Origin of the sequence: Paenibacillus sp. F411 (assembly GCF_017582705.1) — a bacterium.
Lineage (GTDB): Bacteria > Bacillota > Bacilli > Paenibacillales > Paenibacillaceae > Paenibacillus_AQ > Paenibacillus_AQ algicola.
This window is the reverse complement of the sequence record NZ_JAGFIP010000005.1, coordinates 149,582-164,579: the sequence shown is the minus strand read 5'-3', so window position 1 is coordinate 164,579 and position 14,998 is coordinate 149,582. Positions and strand designations below refer to the sequence as shown.

Below are 14,998 nucleotides of genomic sequence, written 5' to 3'. Positions count from 1 at the left end.
AAGGGGGATTAGACATGGCTCAAACAACTGCGTCCTCGAAAAACGTCAAGTTTCGTATCACCCGTCAGGACAGCCCGGAGTCGAAATCCTACAGTGAGGATTTCGAGATTCCGTATCGTCCCGGCATGAACGTAATCAGTGCGCTGATGGAAATTCAGCGGAATCCGAGCAACGCTGAGGGGAAAGATACCTCTCCGGTATGCTGGGAAGCCAACTGTCTGGAGGAAGTATGCGGCGCCTGCTCGATGGTCATTAACGGGAAGCCGCGTCAGGCCTGTGCGGCACTGGTGGATAAGCTGGAGCAGCCGATCAAGATTGAACCGATGAAGACCTTCCCGGTCGTTCGTGACCTGGTTATCGACCGCAGCCGGATGTTCAACGCCCTGAAGAAGGTCAAGGCGTGGATTCCAATTGACGGTACCTATGACCTGGGTCCGGGACCGCGTATGCCGGAGAAGAAGCGCCAGTGGGCTTATGAGCTGTCCAAGTGCATGACTTGCGGCGTCTGCCTGGAAGCGTGCCCGAACGTGAACGAGAAGACCGATTTCATCGGTCCGGCAGCCATTTCTCAGGTGCGCCTGTTCAACGCCCATCCAACGGGTGAGATGAATAAGGAAGAACGCCTGGAGACGCTGATGCAGGACGGAGGCATTGAGGGCTGCGGAAACTCGCAGAACTGTGTCCGCTCTTGTCCGAAAGGCATTCCATTGACGACCTCCATTGCAGAAATGAACAAAGACACCACGAAGCAGCTTTTCAAGCGCTGGCTGGGCGTATAATCTGAATGTAAAGGCACCTGCGGCAGTTAACGCAGGTGTCTTTTTTTACCGGCAAGAGGGCTGAAGCAGCCTCACGGAATAACGGGTAATAGATAGGTAGGTCTTAACGGAAGAGACCAGCAAAGGGAGGCGGAGAGGCTTTGAATTGGTGGATGTGGATTATAAATATCATCGGCTTGGCTTCTCTGATCCTGATCTTTTATAATGTGGACAAGAAATGGTCGAGCAGGCCGGTGCTGCTGGCACCGCTGTTGATTTATATCGCCGTGTCGCTGGAGGATCTGTTCGGATGGATTGATTTGATGTCGGTCGTGCCGGGAGAAGCCGGTGTTCGGGTGCTGGTTGTATTGTTTGTGCTGCTGTCTGTCGTGTTTTATATCATTTATATATTCAATAAAATTGCCGAGTCGGTGCATAAGCATATTCTGATGCGGACGACGCTGATGCGGATCAGCTTTGCGGCGCTGACCTGCGTGCTGTTCTTTACGATCGTGTATATGTCGATTTACAAGCTGTTTGAGGGCTCATCCTTTGAGGGCACGAATCTGGGTGAAGACACACTGAGCCAGATGATTACGTTTCTGTACTTCAGTGTAGCCACTTTTGTCACTGTCGGGTACGGGGATGTGTCACCGGTGGATAATACGGCGCGGCTCGTCGTCACGATGCAAATGACCTTCAGCTTCATTACCGTGGGCTACGCCCTATCCATGCTCGGAACGCTACGGCAGATCTTTGATCCCGGCGATGAGAACGAACTGCCCATGGAGAAGAAGGGACCGTTTGATGAGCCGCCGGATGAGGCTCCAAAAGACCGGGAACAGGGGGGACCTACAGGATGAATACATCGGGATCACGATCCGGTACAGAGCCGGACTCCTCGCCATCCTTGTCTCCGCCTCTCGGACGGGGAATGACGCGGAGGCAGTTTCTGAAGCGCGGATTTCAGGCTGCAGCGGCCGCAGGGCTGCTTGGGGCAGGCTACGGGGCATTCTGGGAGCCGAATCATATCGAGCTTACCCGGCTGAATCTGCAGCAGCAGCGCCTGCCCGCTTCTTTTCACGGCATGAAGATTGTACATTTCAGTGATCTGCATCTCGGATTTCCTCTTTGGTCTGACAAGACCGGGAAGGTTGTAGAGATGATTCTGCAAGAAAAGCCGGACCTGATCGTGTTCACGGGGGATATGGTGGACGGACGTGCTCAGGCCCTTGACGGCTCGCTGGAGGCGCTGTCCCGCCTGCAGGCTCCACTGGGCGTGCTGTCGATTCTCGGAAATCATGATTATGAGAATGCCGATGATTTGGTCTCGAAGCAGGCCTCTGCCGGCTTTACGGTGCTGCGCAACAGCCATGTGCTGCTGGAGCGGCGCGGTAAGGTCATCGCGGTAGCGGGGCTGGAGGACTGGCTGGAGGGAACCCCTGATGCAGAGCAGGCATTACAGGGCATTCCGGAGGGCATGTACACACTTATGCTGATGCACGAGCCGGATTATGCCGGTATCGTCTCGACTTACCCTGTAGACCTTCAGCTTTCAGGACACAGCCACGGGGGGCAGATTCGCCTGCCAGGCATTGGTGAGGTTGTTACGCCCCCTGGCGCACTTCGCTACGTGCAGGGTCTGTACAACGTGGGTGAGCGTGGAATGCCGCTCTATGTTAACCGCGGGCTGGGGACGACGAGACTCCCGATGCGATTTCTGTGCAGGCCGGAAATTACCGTGCTTACGCTGTCCAGCCGCTAAGGCAAATCATTGTCACACAATTGAAATATAGCTGTTATCAAACTCTAACAGCGATCGGGTAAGCTTATCACATGACCCCCTTTTGAGAATATATAAATGCTTTGGGACCCGAATTGCTTCGGGTCCACTTTTTTTTGTCCTCAATATGACCCACTATAAAAAAAGATCTCCGCCTCAAGGAAGAGGAACGGAAACCTTCTGCTTCTGCTTGTAATACACCCACTCTGTATAGCCGATCTCTTTAAGTACCGCAGCGACCTCCATCAGCTCATCACCGACCCGCGAAGGGACATGACTGTCAGAGCCGAACGTAACATTCACGCCATAGTGGAAGGCACGCTCCAGAATGGCGTGGGAGGGATACCAGCCGCCGCTGAGCTTGGTCTTCCCGGAGGTGTTGATCTCGATGGCAACGCCGCACTCGGCGATGACCTTCAGCGTCTCCTCCAGCGCCTCTTCCGTCATAATATCGGAGAACGAGGGGTAATTGCCCTTCATGGCGTCAATATGGCCGAGAATTTGAAACAGGCCGTGCCGGGCGGATTGGCGGATCAAGGCATAATATTCTTCCTTATGCATCACTTTCTCTTGAGGGGACAGCCCTTTCCAGCGGTTCTTGTTGAAAATGCTGACGCCCAGGGTCTGATGGACCGAACCGATAATGTAATCAAAGGGATATCGGGAGAGCGTTTCGGTATATAGAGCGCCGTGTTCGGGAAAAAAGTCGGATTCAATGCCGAGCAGGACATCAATACGCCCGTCATATTCTTTTTTGAGCTGAAGTACTTCTTCTACATAATGGGCGAGCTCGCTCTTCGCCATCGCAATGCCGGGGAACGGCTGCTCCTCTTCATGTCCGAAGAAAGGCGTGTGATCCGAGATGCCAATGACCTGAAGTCCAGCGGCGATTCCGGCCTCTATATAATCCCGAATGTTACCGTCCGCATGTCCGCAACGAAAATGATGGGTATGCAAGTCAAACTTCATGATGGGAATCCTCCTTGGAATATGATGTCCTGGTGTGCTCCGGCGGCACTTTATTCCGTGCTGATAAACTGTGTTTCCGGCATGCCCTTCAAGTCGCTCAGAAACTGGCGCATCGCGGAGCTCACATACCGGCCGCTCTTATAGATGACGCCGACAGGGTGACTGACCTCCAATTCAATTAAAGGAATAATGCGCAGAGAGCCGTTGCGCAGCTCTTTGGAGACAGACTGCTTGGATAATATGCCCGCTCCCATGTTGATTTCAACCATCCGCTTGATTTCTTCACTGCTGGACAGCTCCATAATGACCTGGGGCTCGATGCCATGCTTTCTCATGACTTCATCTGCAAAGCGCCGGCCTACAGTGTCCTGAGTCAGCAAAATCAAGGGAGTTTGGCCCAGCACTTCAATGCCGGCTTTACTTTGTTTGGCTAGCGGATGGTCAGGAGAGACGACCAGCTCAAAGGAATCATAGAACAGGATGGAGGAGCTTACATTGGGATTACGCTCAATGAGATAGCCAATACCGACATCAATCAGGTTGTTCTCGACACCATGATAAATTTGTGAGGATGCCATGGATTGAATCGTCGTCTTGATATGAGGAAACTGATCCTGAAAATACGACAGCACGCGCGGCAGGATCTGAATCGCAATGGAGGTCGTAGTGCCGAGCCGGATATGCCCCTGCGGGGTCTGATCCAAATCGGAAAGCCGCTGCTTCATCTCATCCACAATGCGTAGAATCTGATCAGCGTGCTCTACAAATACTTGTCCACGGTCAGTTAACGTGACAGGCTGGCTGCGGTCTACCAGCACGGTTTTGAATTCTTCTTCCAGACTTTTAATTTGAGCCGAAACGGCAGGCTGAGTCAGGTTTAGCAGCTCTCCGGCTTTACGGAAGCTCATGGTTTTGGAAATCGTAATCAGCGTTTCCAGCTGGCTGATATTCATGGCCTTCCTCCTAGTCTAGATAAATTGATCACCGGTACACGAATCAGGGTCTTCTTGAATTATAGGGGATTCTGAAATAGGGGGCAAACGTATGCAGCATGAAAGATTGGAAAATGACGGTGTCTGCCGTAAAAAAATTTCAGCTGGTTTATTAAATGCAGACGAAAAAAACCGATAAATAGTAAGAGACTGTTCTTTTTGAACTACTACAAAAGACCCTCTTTAGAGAGGGTTTTATTCCGTTGACTCGGGCCCGTGATTTTGGCACAACGCTTCCAGACTTAATTTATGATGAATTATTACAGGGTATCTATTATAATGGCATTACACTATTACGTGGGACTTTAGGACCCTGACCAACAACCCAGACGAGGGGGCATTCGGGAATGAAAGCGGAAGTCATCAACCCATTTTTAGAATCAGCAAGGAATGTCATTGAGCAAGTCATCCAGATTTCGCCTTCAACCGGTACTCTTGGTGTGAAAGAAATCTCATCTCAGCAGGACCATATCTGGATCTTGATCGGCATGACAGGCCAAATGAAGGGCGATATCGTCTTTGGCCTCCACGAGCAGGTGGCACTTCGCATGGTGTCGATCATGATGGGAGGCTTTGTGATTACGGAGATGGATGAAATGGGCAAGAGCGCGATTTCAGAGCTGAGCAATATGATCAGCGGGAATGCCAGCACCATTTTATCCAATCAGGGGGTCAATGTGGACATTACGCCTCCGCAGGTGTACCACTCGGAAGGCTTTGCGGAATTTTCTTCACGAAAAGCGCTCAGTATCCCGCTGAAGATGGACGGCATCGGGGAACTGGATATTCAGGTCATGATTTCATAAAATAGAAGGATCACAGCCCATCACACCGAAGGCGAAGATCCAGCCTGCCCGGCGAGGCTGCAGGGAGGATAATTGATCATGCTTGAAAATAAAGTTGTAGTCATCACCGGAGCGTCCAGCGGAATCGGGGCCTTGACCGCCAAGAAGCTGTCCCAGCAGGGGGCCTATGTCATTTTGACCGGCAGATCCGAAGCCCGCTTGAAAGAGGCGGTCAGCGGAATGCCTGGCAAATACGAAACGATTCAGATGGACATTGGCAATGCCGAAGAGGTAAAAGCGGTCGTTCACGACATTGAGGCGCGGCACGGTGTTATTGATGTGCTCGTCAACAATGCGGGCTACGGCGTATTTGAGAATTTTTTGGATGCTCCGCCAGAGCGGTTTCAGGATATGATGGATGTCAATTACATGGGCATTGTCCGGACGACACAAGCGGTGCTGCCGGTTATGCTGAAGCAGGGCTTCGGACAGATCGTCAATATCGCTTCAATTGCAGGGAAGATGGGGATTGCCAAGTCATCCGGCTATGCGGCCAGCAAGCATGCGGTTCTGGGCTTGACCAATTCGCTCCGCCAAGAGCTGAGAGGAACGGGGATTACGGTCTCCTCCGTAAATCCCGGTCCCATTGACACGCCGTTTTTTGACCAGGCAGATCCTTCAGGACAATATGTCAAAAATATTAGCTGGTTTGTCATGAAGCCGGACTACGTTGCTGACCGGATTGTGCACTTGATCAAGAAGCGGAAGGAAGAGCTCAATCTGCCGCGATCTGCGGCGGCGGGAATGAGAATCTATCAGCTGTTTCCAAGACTGATGGACAAGGTGCTTTATCGCTGGCTGGATATGAAGTAATGCTGCAACGACCCGCCCCGCTCCCGAGGGAAGCTAAATGCCCCCGGAAGCGGGGCGTCTTTTTTTGCGCGGCGGAGGCCGAAGACCTTAAAGGCGAGGGAATTTGTCTTTGACTTGGTGAGGGCGCCTTTTTTAGCATATAATGAATGAAACGAAACTCGGGACTCTCGAGATAAAGGATGGAGTAACATCATGACCTCTAATGGATTTCAAAGCCTCGGCATCGCCGGGGAATTTACAGAGCGGCTGGCAGAGCACGGAATTACAGAGCCTTCTCCGGTTCAGGCAGAAGCCATTCCGCCTATTTTGGAAGGCAAGGATGTGCTGGCCACCTCGCAGACCGGGACCGGTAAGACACTGGCCTATCTGTTGCCGGCACTGCAGGGCATTGACACGGACAGCAAGCATCTGCAGAAGCTGATCCTCGCGCCGACCCAGGAGCTGGCGATGCAGATTGTGCGGGAAGCGGAGCGGTACGGAGAAGCAAGAGGAATTCGGGTGCTCTCCTTGATCGGCGGCGCTGCTATCAAGCGTCAGCAGGAGAAGCTGAAGCAGCATCCCCAGCTGGTTGTGGGAACACCGGGACGGGTGCGGGAGCTGATCGAAATCAAGAAGCTGAAGATGCATGAAGTCAGCACCGTGGTTGTGGATGAGGTGGATCAGGTATTCAAGCTGGGAGGCGCCGGAGATGTGGACCGGATTCTGAAGAGCACGCTGCGTCAGCGGCAGCTCGTATTTCTCTCCGCCACCGTTAGTGCGGAAACAGCGCAGCTGGTCAAGCAGGAGATGGACAGGCCCGTCGAGATCGGCATTGATCCTGGTGCACGGACTCCGTCTACACTGGAGCATGTGTATTTTGTCGCGGAAGAGCGGGACCGGGTGGATATGGTGCGCCGGATTGTACGGCATTATAACCCGAAGCGCGTGATCGTATTTGTGAATCAGACGGAGGATCTGGCGGAGGTGGAAGCCAAGCTGAACTATGTCGGCTTATCCTCCGCCGCCCTGTACGGGGAGGCAGACAAGCTGACACGCAGCCGCGTGCTGAAAGCGTTCCGCGAAGGAAGCACCCAGCTGCTGGTTGCAAGTGATGTTGCTGCGAGAGGACTGGATATTGAAGGGCTAGAGATGGTCATCAATTATGATCCTCCTCTGAACGCGGAGAGCTATACGCACCGAGCCGGCAGAACCGGACGTATGGGAAAAAGCGGTATGGCCGTGACGGTAGTCACCGACCGCCAGGTGTTCATTATGCGGAAATTCAATCAGGAGCTGGGCATCTCCATTGGAGAGCGGGCGCTGTATGGCGGCAAGGTACGGACACCGCGCTCCAGCAGCTTTCCGGCTAAACGTCCGGCAGGCGGAAGCGGCGGGAAGGCGAAGACGGCTGGCGTACGCCCCGGCTCCGAACGTTCGCCGCGGCAGGGTGCCTCCTCAGAGACCGCTGGGAAGCCGGCGTCAGCGCGCAGTGAGAACCGGCCGGCGCGGCCGTCATCTGCTGCCGGTGCAAGAGAGAGTGTCTCCTCAAGATCGCAAAGCGAGCGTCTCAAGGACCGGAAGAACAAAGGAGCGCCGAAATGGCTGAAGAATAAATCCAAGGGTGAATAGAAGTTGGGGGTGAGGGAATGAAGGAGGTTTCCGAGATCCTGTCCGTGAATGGACTGAGCGGAGGCTACAGCTTGAACCGTCCCGTGCTGCATGAGGTGTCTTTTCAGGTGCGGCCGGGAGAAATGGTCGGTCTGATTGGCCTCAACGGAGCGGGCAAGAGCACGACGATGAAGCATATTCTTGGACTCATGAACCCGCACAAGGGCGAGATCAGGGTGCAGGGCAGAACCCGCAGCCAGGATGCGGAGGGTTATCATGGAGCGCTCGGCTTTGTGCCGGAGTCACCGATTTTGTATGAGGAGATGACGGTGCGGGAGCATCTGGAATTTACAGCCCGCTCTTACGGGGTGAGTAAAGCGGATTATGAGGCCCGCTCAGCAGCCTTGTCCGGCATGTTCCGGATGGAGGAGAAGATGGACAGCCTGTCCTCGCATCTCTCCAAGGGGATGCGCCAGAAGGTCATGATTATGTGCGCCTTCGTGGCCCGGCCGTCGCTGTACATTATCGATGAGCCGTTTCTGGGCCTCGACCCGCTGGGGATTCGTTCACTGCTGGACTTCATGGTGGAGATCAAGCAGACCGGCGCATCCATTTTGCTGAGCTCCCATATTTTATCGACGATCGAGAATTATTGTGAACGCTTTGTCGTACTGCATCATGGCCGGATTATTGCCCAAGGCAGCTTGGAGGACATTGCGGAGCAGGCCGGAAAGCCGGGATTGCCGCTGGAGCAGTTATTTTATGCGTTGATTCAAGACGGGAGCCGCCGATGAACCTGAAGGAGCTGTTATCTAGCCGGCGCGGACAATTCTGGAGCCAGGTGCTGCCGTATCTGGGCTATGTCCTGCAGAGTGGTGTCGCCGTAGTGTTCCTGTTTCTATTGATTGCGTTCTCCGCATGGTATACGTCAATCCTTATCAATGTGCCAGAGGAATTGCCGATCCGCTGGATCATGCTTGGCATCCTGCTGCCGCTGACGATATTCAGCAGCGCCCGTACATATCTAAAGCCTGCGGATGTTGTCTTCTTACTGCCTCAGGAATCCAGAATGGCCTCCTATTTCAGCAGTGCTGTTATCCGTGGCATCGTGTACAAGCTGATCCTGCTGCTGCTGGCGGTGACTATTCTATGGCCGCTGTACATCCGCAGTGACACGGATCCGCAGGGTCTGACTTTTACGGTGCTGTTGTTGAGCGGATTGAAGGTGCTGTCAGGCTGGGGAAGCTGGAGAGAGCAGCATATGGTGTACAAGCCAGCGGCTGCCGGATTTCGCCTCTTGAGATGGTCTGTCATTGGGCTGGCGCTGGCATCCTGGCTGTGGTATTCCCCGGTCAGCAGTCTGATCTTTGTCACGCTGCTGGCTGCAGCTTACCTCGCCGCCAGCCTGATTCCGGTACGTCACCCCGTTCCCTGGGAACGATTCATTCAGCTGGAGAAGCGGCATGCCGCAAAGGTTATGCTTATCTTGAGCTGGTTCGTAAATGTGCCTCAGGGGGAGCAGCGGGTGTATGCCCGTAAATGGCTGTCCCGATGGGGCAGCGGCATCCCCTGGAGCAAGGAGACGGCATACCGTTTCCTGCTGATCAAAAGCCTGTCCCGCAGTGAGTCCTTCGGGATTCTGCTGCGCGTTTTAGCTCTGGGCCTTGTTCTTATGATCATTACCGGGGGACAGCTTGCTTCAGCCGCAGTGTACCTGGTGGCCCTGATGATTGCGGGACTTCAGCTGTCGTCGCTGCGGAATGTGCACCGGGAATCGTTCTGGCTGATGGTTTATCCGCTTCCGGAGGGCTCCCGCTCCCGCAATGAAGTGAAGCTGCTGGTTCAGCTGCAGCTGCTATGGGCGGTGCTTTTGTGGCTGCCCCTTCTGCCTCAGCTCCTCTCCCAGCCGGTCCGTGTGCTGGGAACGGGAGCAGCAGGCCTCGTGCTGGTGTGGGGCTTCCGTGCCGCTGCCATGCGCAAGGCCAAAAAGGAGCTGGAGGAGGACGACCTGTAGCTCAAGCGATGTCAGAATTTGGCGTCAAAGGCGAACGCGTCCGCGTCCGCTGGTCCGAAATCGCTGCATCCTTAAGCCAACAAAGAGAAATAACCAGCCAGGTATAATACCTTTGGCTGGTTATTTTGCCTGCTGCATGCTCTTTTCTTAAAGATGAGGCCATCCCTTGAGTCTACTCTTGCGACAGCCCCACGGAAGCGTCACCGGGATTATACCCAGAAAGCGCGAGTGATGATTACGAGCAGGATAAAGAGTACCAGAATCGCTCCAACATTACCGTATCCACCGTATCCGTATCCTCCGCATCTTGCTGCACCTGCAACTGCACTCATGTTTCATTCCCCTTTCGGTTCGTAATTGGTTGTGGTTGCTTGATACATGGTATTGTATGATGCTCGTGGTGAACAGGTATGGGCGAGCGTGGAGGGTACATGAAATAAAAACAGGGCTGCTCCGGAATCTTCTCGGAAGATTCTTCGGAGCAGCCCTGCTGTCGCATTAGGAGGACTGCAAATCCTGAATGCCTTGATATACGAGATCGAACAGATCCTCCAGATGCTGCTCCTCAATGCAGGAGAAGGCGATCCGCAGATCATATTCACCCAGTGCGATCGTGCCCAAGCCGTACGCCTGAAGCAGATGAACGCGCAGGCTTTCGGCGGAGATGCCTTTCAGCTTCAGACACATGAAATATCCGGAGTTAAACGGATAGTAATCCCAGGCGCCGTCGTATTTACCGCTGTCGAGCAGGAATTTCACCTTGTTCGCCCGGCCCTTCATAATAACGAATTTCTCCTGCTTCTGTGCCTCGAACTCCGGGGAGTTCAGCGCCTCTAGAACAAACGTCTGGGACGGGTGCGAGCCGCTGGAAATTGTGGCGCGGATGATGCCGAGCGTCTTCTGCTCCAGTGCAGTCAGCACACCAGCATCCTGAGAGGCATACGTGATGAAGCCGACGCGGAAGCCCCAGACAAATTCTTCTTTCGTAGCTCCGTCAATCTTCACAGCCAGTACACGGGGATGGAGATCCGCCAGCTTCCCGAACAAGGATTCCTGGAGGGAATCCTCGAAGAAAAGCCCGAAGTACGCATCGTCTGTGACAGCGACGACATTAATGCCGGCTTCGGCTGCATCCTTGATGGCGGATACGATTTCTTCGCCTTCGGCTGCTCCTGGAGTATAGCCGGTCGGGTTATTCGGAAAATTTAGAATGACGACGGCCTTGCCTTTGTCCTTCTGATTCAGGAGTGCTTCGCGCAGCCCGGCGGCATTGAACTTCATGTCCTCTGTAAACAAAGGATAATTCACTGCTTCGCCATGCCGGCGGATGCCGAAGGTCAGCTCGTAGTTCTCCCAATTCTTATCCGGGTAGATGACAGCGTCACCTGCATCCACGAACAGATCTGCTACGATGGAGAGGCCGTGCGTCAGCGCATTGGTAATAATCGGAGTGCTGATGCTCTTGCCTTCAAGGCTTGGATTCTCCTTCAGCATCTTCGTGCGCCAGGCACTGCGCAGCTCCGGCTTGCCGGCTGGCGGGGCATATGGATAGAGATCCTTCGGCGCATAGGCAGACAGCTTATCCTGGATCACGCCCAGGTGCATCGGTCCGCCGCCCTCTGTGGCGATGCCGATCGTTGCGTTATATCGCTTGGCTTGGCTGGCGGCTTCCGCAGATTGGCTTAGAATGCCTTCCTTCGGGAAGTAAATCTCTCGGCCTAGATTGGACAGCATGTCATACACATGGCGGTTGCCCGCGGAAATGCTTTCATTCAATTGTGCAGCCAATGAATTCATGAGTTCATATCATCCTTCCGAATGCTTAGGGTTAAAATGGATTTACCTTCTGTTTACAATCATTGCCTAACATTATATCACTTCACCGCGTGAGCGTCACGAAAAATGAGCGCCATTACAAGTCATCTGCCCCAGGTAATAAGCTATCACGGAATGTCAGCTCCAGGGATATGCAAAACGGCTGAAAAAAGAGTATGATGGGTAGTAGTGCGATTAATGAAAGACAGGGGGAATGACGTGATGCTGGACGCATCGCCGTCTTCTTTTGTAATCAAGCCCGCTTTGGCCAAAATTGTCTGCGAGCCCGGATGGAAATGGCAAAAGCGTGAGAAACCGATGCAAAATTATGACCTATTCTATGTTTGGAGCGGTGAGGGCACCGTAATTGTGAATGATGAGCCTTACGAGGTGTCCAAAGGAAGCTGCTTTCTTTTTTATCCCGGCGATTATACTAGTGCAACACATAACCCGCAGAAGCCGCTGGTCTTGACTTATATACATTTTGACGTCACCGAACCGGTTGAGGATATTCCTGCACGGTACCGCCAGCTGAAGGACACGATTGATTTCGAGTATTTGCTCGCCCGCTATGTGCGCTTGTACCTCGACCAGCCGTTCGGGGCAGAGGAGGAGGGGAAGCTCCTGCTCAAACAGCTGATGATTTTCCTGCTGCGGGAAGACCGCTCGGCCCCACACGTCAAAAAGGCCAGTCATCACTTGAGTGAGGCCATTCAGGAGATTGCCAATTATGTCCGTCTTCATCCCGGCATTTCTCACAAGGTGGAGGACCTGGCTGCCCGCGCCGGGCTGTCGCCGCGTTATTTCTCCATCAAGTTCAAAGAGCTGGTCGGCGTTCCGGTCCAGTCGTATATTATTAAGATGCGGATCGAACGGGCACAGCATCTGCTGCTGCACCAGGGCATGAACGTGACGGAGGTGGCAGATGCCCTGGGGTACCGCGATATTTTCTTTTTCAGCAGGCAGTTCAAGCAATACACCGGCAAAAGCCCGTCAGAGGTACGCTAGGGACTGCAGGATCCAGAAATTGACCGCATGCTTGGATCTGGTTCACCGCAATCCTGCTAGGGTAATATCAGGGAAGACAAGACATACAGAGAGGGGGTGCCGGCAATGAGCCAGAGAAGAAGAATGCGCAGCCTGAACGGCGGTCGAGGAGGCTGGAGCGTTTTTAGAAATCGCCTGCGTCGGTCCAAATTCGTTGATTCCAATCCCGAAGTGGATATGTGGTTCTAATACAGCTTAAACTCAGCAGCACCTTGAAGCGCTTCACGGTTCAGGGTGCTTTTTTGATGTGTTATAAAGGAGAGTAGAATATGGCAAGGAACAACAAGCCTGCTGACGGTGTAAAGCCGCGCAGCGGCAAGAGCGCGCTGGTTACCGGTGCATCCAGCGGCTTCGGACAATTGATCGCATTGGAGCTGGCTTCCAGAGGCTATGAGGTTATGGCCGGGGTCCGTAGAGAGGAAGCACGGGCGGAGCTGATGGATCTGGCGCTGGCAGCCGGTGTCGAAACACGCATCCATGCCGTGCTGCTCGATATTTGTTTGGAGGAGCAGGTCCATGCTGCAGTGGAAGAGGCGAGTGACCGCTGGGGACGGCTCGACGTGCTCGTGAACAATGCCGGAGAGGCGGTGGGCGGGTTTGTGGAGGAGCTGTCACTAGAGAGCTGGCGGAGACAATTTGAGGTTAATGTGTTCGGAACGATCTCCATGACCCGTGCGGCGCTGCCGCTGCTGCGGAAAAGTGAGGGAGCCAAGCTCATTCTGATGAGCAGCATCAGCGGGGTGATCGGCTTTCCAGGATACGGTCCGTACGCTGCCTCAAAGTTTGCGGTAGAAGGGCTGGGAGAGAGTCTCGCGATGGAGCTTGAGCCGTTTGGCATTCATGTGGTTCTGGTGGAGCCGGGCGCCTACGGTACGCCGATCTGGGACAAGGGCTTCCGCGGAATCCAGCCCGCCGCAGAGTCGCCGTACCGGGAGATGCTGGAGGACGTGCTGGCCTTCTCCAGCCAGACCGCAGGCGCAAGCGGCGATCCTCTTGAGGTCGCGGTACAGGTAGGAAATATTGTTGATCAGAAGTCTCCCAAGCTGAGATATATGCTGCCATCCTCCAGCCGCTGGACGCTTGCGGCCAAACGTCTGCTGCCGCACCGCCTGTTTCGGAGATTGGTGCTGTCAGCGATCCGGCGCAGTCGGAAATAACGGGTGCTAACGGGTGCGTTCATAAACAGATCAAAGCGGCAGCTCACGTGGGTGGGCTGCCGCTTGGTTATACAGATATGTGACAGGACAGGGGCCGCTAGCCTTTGCTCGCAGGAGGGTGCAGCAGGCCAAGGAGCTCTCCCATTCGGACCTTATCGCCGACCTTGAGATCGCCGCGGGGAGTGAAGGTTCCGTTCTCGGTCAGCAGGACAACGGTGGAACCGAATTCAAAATAAGCCAGCTCGTCCCCGATGCTCCACTGGGTGCGCGATTCATCCGCATAGCGGATGCTGCTGACGTTCATGGCACCGACCTTCACCACAGCAACCTCGCCAAATCCGTGGGCAATGTATGTGATCAGCCGCTCGTTCCGGCTCAACACTCCCCGGATATGCGTCATCGCAAAATCATTGACAGGATACACCTTGCCTTTGAGATATTCACTTTCCGATTGGGTGCCGGTCACGGGGGAGTGAATGCGGTGATAATCTGTCGGGCTCAGGTACAGCACATACATATATCCATGCATGTAATTTTCCATGCGGGGAGACTGCGCGAGCAGATCGCCCACGGTATAATCCTGGCCCTTCACATTTAGAATGGTTCCTGCATGAATTTCTCCCATGCCGGTAATAATGCCGTCCACGGGAGAGGTCATCGCGTCCGCCGTCGTATCAATCTCGCGCATGCCGATCTTTAGCCGGCGGGAGAAGAACTCGTTCAGCGACCGGTATTCCTGAATTTCTTTTTCCGCCTCGTGGGCTGGAATTTGATAGGCTTTAATAAATGTTGGGATCAGATAACGGCTTAGCCCGCTGTGTGAAAAGCGTCCCATTACCCGGGATACCCAACGGCGGGAGGAAAGCTCGGTCATCAGTCTCAGTAATGTTTTGGCCATAATATTCTCCTTTAACCTTAAACCGCGTGTGTCAGGCGTTTACGAAGCATTCCTATTCTGAACTATATTGACATAGAACAAGGGTGAAATCAATAAGGCGCAGCGCTGTGAAAAAAACTCTTGCAAATTGTTGGAAATCTGTGTATTTTTAAGTCAGCCAAAAACCGAATATGGACTACGGGGGCTTGAGTGAATCAGGCTGAGATTGCAGATAAGATCCTGCTGCTGACCGTTAATCTGAACTGGGTAATGCCAGCGTAGAGAATATCCGCGTCCCTTTGTGTCTATTGGGTCTGTTTTCCGTCTGCGCTTGTGTCCAG

General features: G+C 53.8%; 15 protein-coding genes. 10 read left to right on the top strand and 5 right to left on the bottom strand.

The features are described 5' to 3' along the window. Positions 1 to 14 precede the first annotated feature (14 nt). From sdhB to JJQ72_RS07650, 3 genes are all read left to right on the top strand, one after another. On the top strand, positions 15 to 779 hold the full coding sequence (gene sdhB, locus JJQ72_RS07660; protein ID WP_138226899.1) for a succinate dehydrogenase iron-sulfur subunit: 765 nt from the start codon (positions 15 to 17) through the stop codon (positions 777 to 779). Positions 780 to 919: 140 nt separating this feature from the next. Beyond that, the gene (locus JJQ72_RS07655; RefSeq protein WP_138226898.1) at positions 920 to 1,621 is read left to right on the top strand and encodes a potassium channel family protein; all 702 of its coding nucleotides are present in this window, start codon (positions 920 to 922) and stop codon (positions 1,619 to 1,621) included. Beyond that, positions 1,618 to 2,523, top strand: coding sequence for a metallophosphoesterase (locus JJQ72_RS07650; RefSeq protein ID WP_243895936.1), 906 nt, complete (start codon positions 1,618 to 1,620; stop codon positions 2,521 to 2,523). Before JJQ72_RS07655 ends, JJQ72_RS07650 begins: the two co-directional genes overlap by 4 nt. A 174-nt stretch (positions 2,524 to 2,697) precedes the next feature. On the opposite strand, the gene JJQ72_RS07645 is transcribed toward JJQ72_RS07650, so the two are convergent. Beyond that, on the bottom strand, positions 2,698 to 3,510 hold the full coding sequence (locus tag JJQ72_RS07645; RefSeq protein ID WP_138226897.1) for a histidinol-phosphatase: 813 nt from the start codon (positions 3,508 to 3,510) through the stop codon (positions 2,698 to 2,700). A gap of 50 nt (positions 3,511 to 3,560) precedes the next feature. After that, positions 3,561 to 4,463, bottom strand: a complete 903-nt coding sequence (locus JJQ72_RS07640; protein ID WP_208203276.1) for a LysR family transcriptional regulator — start codon at positions 4,461 to 4,463, stop codon at positions 3,561 to 3,563. Positions 4,464 to 4,849: 386 nt separating this feature from the next. Here JJQ72_RS07640 and JJQ72_RS07635 point away from each other — a divergent pair, with 386 nt between their 5' ends. The 5 genes from JJQ72_RS07635 (at position 4,850) to JJQ72_RS07615 (ending at position 9,761) form a co-directional block, all read left to right on the top strand. Then, positions 4,850 to 5,308, top strand: coding sequence for a chemotaxis protein CheX (locus JJQ72_RS07635; RefSeq protein ID WP_138226895.1), 459 nt, complete (start codon positions 4,850 to 4,852; stop codon positions 5,306 to 5,308). A 78-nt stretch (positions 5,309 to 5,386) separates the two neighbouring features. Beyond that, complete coding sequence (locus tag JJQ72_RS07630; protein WP_138226894.1) at positions 5,387 to 6,160, top strand: SDR family NAD(P)-dependent oxidoreductase; 774 nt, start codon at positions 5,387 to 5,389, stop codon at positions 6,158 to 6,160. A 192-nt stretch (positions 6,161 to 6,352) separates the two neighbouring features. Further along, positions 6,353 to 7,768, top strand: a complete 1,416-nt coding sequence (locus JJQ72_RS07625) for a DEAD/DEAH box helicase (protein ID WP_208203275.1) — start codon at positions 6,353 to 6,355, stop codon at positions 7,766 to 7,768. Between the two features lie 17 nt (positions 7,769 to 7,785). Then, positions 7,786 to 8,541, top strand: a complete 756-nt coding sequence (locus JJQ72_RS07620) for an ABC transporter ATP-binding protein (protein WP_208203274.1) — start codon at positions 7,786 to 7,788, stop codon at positions 8,539 to 8,541. After that, positions 8,538 to 9,761: an ABC transporter permease gene (locus tag JJQ72_RS07615; protein ID WP_208203273.1), complete on the top strand. Its 1,224-nt coding sequence runs from the start codon at positions 8,538 to 8,540 to the stop codon at positions 9,759 to 9,761. Before JJQ72_RS07620 ends, JJQ72_RS07615 begins: the two co-directional genes overlap by 4 nt. Before the next feature lie 209 nt (positions 9,762 to 9,970). Here JJQ72_RS07615 and JJQ72_RS07610 read toward each other — a convergent pair whose 3' ends face one another. Together JJQ72_RS07610 and JJQ72_RS07605 are read right to left on the bottom strand one after the other, a co-directional pair. Next, entirely contained in the window at positions 9,971 to 10,093 is a 123-nt protein-coding gene (locus JJQ72_RS07610) for a YjcZ family sporulation protein (protein ID WP_208203272.1), read from the bottom strand. Between the two features lie 166 nt (positions 10,094 to 10,259). Beyond that, positions 10,260 to 11,558, bottom strand: a complete 1,299-nt coding sequence (locus JJQ72_RS07605; RefSeq protein ID WP_138226890.1) for an aminotransferase class I/II-fold pyridoxal phosphate-dependent enzyme — start codon at positions 11,556 to 11,558, stop codon at positions 10,260 to 10,262. A gap of 240 nt (positions 11,559 to 11,798) precedes the next feature. Between JJQ72_RS07605 and JJQ72_RS07600 the strand changes: the two genes are divergently transcribed. Both JJQ72_RS07600 and JJQ72_RS07595 read left to right on the top strand, forming a co-directional pair. Next, positions 11,799 to 12,584 (top strand): helix-turn-helix domain-containing protein, encoded by a 786-nt coding sequence (locus tag JJQ72_RS07600; RefSeq protein WP_138226889.1) that lies wholly within the window; start codon positions 11,799 to 11,801, stop codon positions 12,582 to 12,584. Positions 12,585 to 12,892: 308 nt separating this feature from the next. Next, positions 12,893 to 13,780, top strand: a complete 888-nt coding sequence (locus JJQ72_RS07595; RefSeq protein ID WP_208203271.1) for an SDR family oxidoreductase — start codon at positions 12,893 to 12,895, stop codon at positions 13,778 to 13,780. 97 nt (positions 13,781 to 13,877) lie between these two features. On the opposite strand, the gene asd is transcribed toward JJQ72_RS07595, so the two are convergent. After that, positions 13,878 to 14,678, bottom strand: a complete 801-nt coding sequence (gene asd, locus JJQ72_RS07590) for an archaetidylserine decarboxylase (protein ID WP_138226887.1) — start codon at positions 14,676 to 14,678, stop codon at positions 13,878 to 13,880. Between the last annotated feature and the right edge of the window lie 320 nt (positions 14,679 to 14,998).

Excerpts from the sequence above, each read along its gene's own strand:
- JJQ72_RS07650 (WP_243895936.1), top strand. The coding sequence starts at position 1,618 with ATGAATACATCGGGATCACGATCCGGTACAGAGCCGGACTCCTCGCCA.
- JJQ72_RS07595 (WP_208203271.1), top strand. The coding sequence starts at position 12,893 with ATGGCAAGGAACAACAAGCCTGCTGACGGTGTAAAGCCGCGCAGCGGC.
- asd (WP_138226887.1), bottom strand. The coding sequence starts at position 14,678 with ATGGCCAAAACATTACTGAGACTGATGACCGAGCTTTCCTCCCGCCGT.
- JJQ72_RS07615 (WP_208203273.1), top strand. The coding sequence starts at position 8,538 with ATGAACCTGAAGGAGCTGTTATCTAGCCGGCGCGGACAATTCTGGAGC.
- sdhB (WP_138226899.1), top strand. The coding sequence starts at position 15 with ATGGCTCAAACAACTGCGTCCTCGAAAAACGTCAAGTTTCGTATCACC.
- JJQ72_RS07635 (WP_138226895.1), top strand. The coding sequence starts at position 4,850 with ATGAAAGCGGAAGTCATCAACCCATTTTTAGAATCAGCAAGGAATGTC.
- JJQ72_RS07645 (WP_138226897.1), bottom strand. The coding sequence starts at position 3,510 with ATGAAGTTTGACTTGCATACCCATCATTTTCGTTGCGGACATGCGGAC.
- JJQ72_RS07605 (WP_138226890.1), bottom strand. The coding sequence starts at position 11,558 with ATGAATTCATTGGCTGCACAATTGAATGAAAGCATTTCCGCGGGCAAC.
- JJQ72_RS07610 (WP_208203272.1), bottom strand. The coding sequence starts at position 10,093 with ATGAGTGCAGTTGCAGGTGCAGCAAGATGCGGAGGATACGGATACGGT.
- JJQ72_RS07630 (WP_138226894.1), top strand. The coding sequence starts at position 5,387 with ATGCTTGAAAATAAAGTTGTAGTCATCACCGGAGCGTCCAGCGGAATC.
- JJQ72_RS07625 (WP_208203275.1), top strand. The coding sequence starts at position 6,353 with ATGACCTCTAATGGATTTCAAAGCCTCGGCATCGCCGGGGAATTTACA.
- JJQ72_RS07620 (WP_208203274.1), top strand. The coding sequence starts at position 7,786 with ATGAAGGAGGTTTCCGAGATCCTGTCCGTGAATGGACTGAGCGGAGGC.
- JJQ72_RS07600 (WP_138226889.1), top strand. The coding sequence starts at position 11,799 with ATGCTGGACGCATCGCCGTCTTCTTTTGTAATCAAGCCCGCTTTGGCC.
- JJQ72_RS07640 (WP_208203276.1), bottom strand. The coding sequence starts at position 4,463 with ATGAATATCAGCCAGCTGGAAACGCTGATTACGATTTCCAAAACCATG.